Source organism: Vibrio sp. 2033 (genome assembly GCF_033339735.1).
Genome location: NZ_JAWOVC010000281.1, coordinates 1 through 758, shown reverse-complemented (window position 1 = coordinate 758; position 758 = coordinate 1). Strand labels below are relative to the sequence as shown.

Below are 758 nucleotides of genomic sequence, written 5' to 3'. Positions count from 1 at the left end.
GATGTCTTTTGCTTCGTAGCCGAGTTGAGACATGATTTCTGGCATACCAGTAAGGTAAGCAAAGAACGCTGCCGACGCGGTTGCGAACATAAACACGTTACCTAGGTAAGTTTTTGAACCTAGTAACGCTTTAATATCCGCAGACATGCTGGTTTGTTTGATTTCGGCTTGTTCGTTCTTTTGTGCCATGGTGGCAGCAACCAGCACCACACCAACAAGCGTTAATGCGATAAAAATACTGTGCCAACCAAAGCTATCCGCTAAAACCACACCCAGTTGAGGTGCAAGTGCTGGTGATAGTGCCACCAACGGCATGATGGTTGCAAAAATTTGCTGGCTACTGCTGGAGTAACGCTTGATTACCATCGCTTGCCAGATAACCGCAGGAGCACACACGCCGATTGCTTGCACAAAGCGCAGTGTCAGTAGCTGCCAAACTTCATCGCAGAATGCTAAGCCGAATGAGGCAATGGTAAAGAGTACCAGGCCTGCGGCCAGCGTATTACGGTGACCAAATTTATCCGATGCTAATCCCCACATCAGTTGACCCAAAGCCATACCTACAAGAAATACGGTCAGAGAAAGTGCGATTTGTTCGGGACCTGTAGCAAAGTCGATTTCCATCGCTTTGAACGCAGGTAAGTACATGTCAGTGGCAACAAAGCCAAGCATGGATAAAGCTGCAAGATAAACGAGCTGTAGTTTTGATATTTTCATGATTCAACCAATCAAATTATTTAATCATTTTTTAATCAATA

At 45.3% G+C, this 758-nt stretch carries 1 protein-coding gene; it reads right to left on the bottom strand.

The window, feature by feature from the left end:
* Positions 1-717 (bottom strand): Bcr/CflA family efflux MFS transporter (locus tag R7P74_RS26085; RefSeq protein ID WP_318123549.1); only part of this gene is annotated, 717 nt, incomplete at its 3' end.
* Positions 718-758 lie beyond the last annotated feature (41 nt).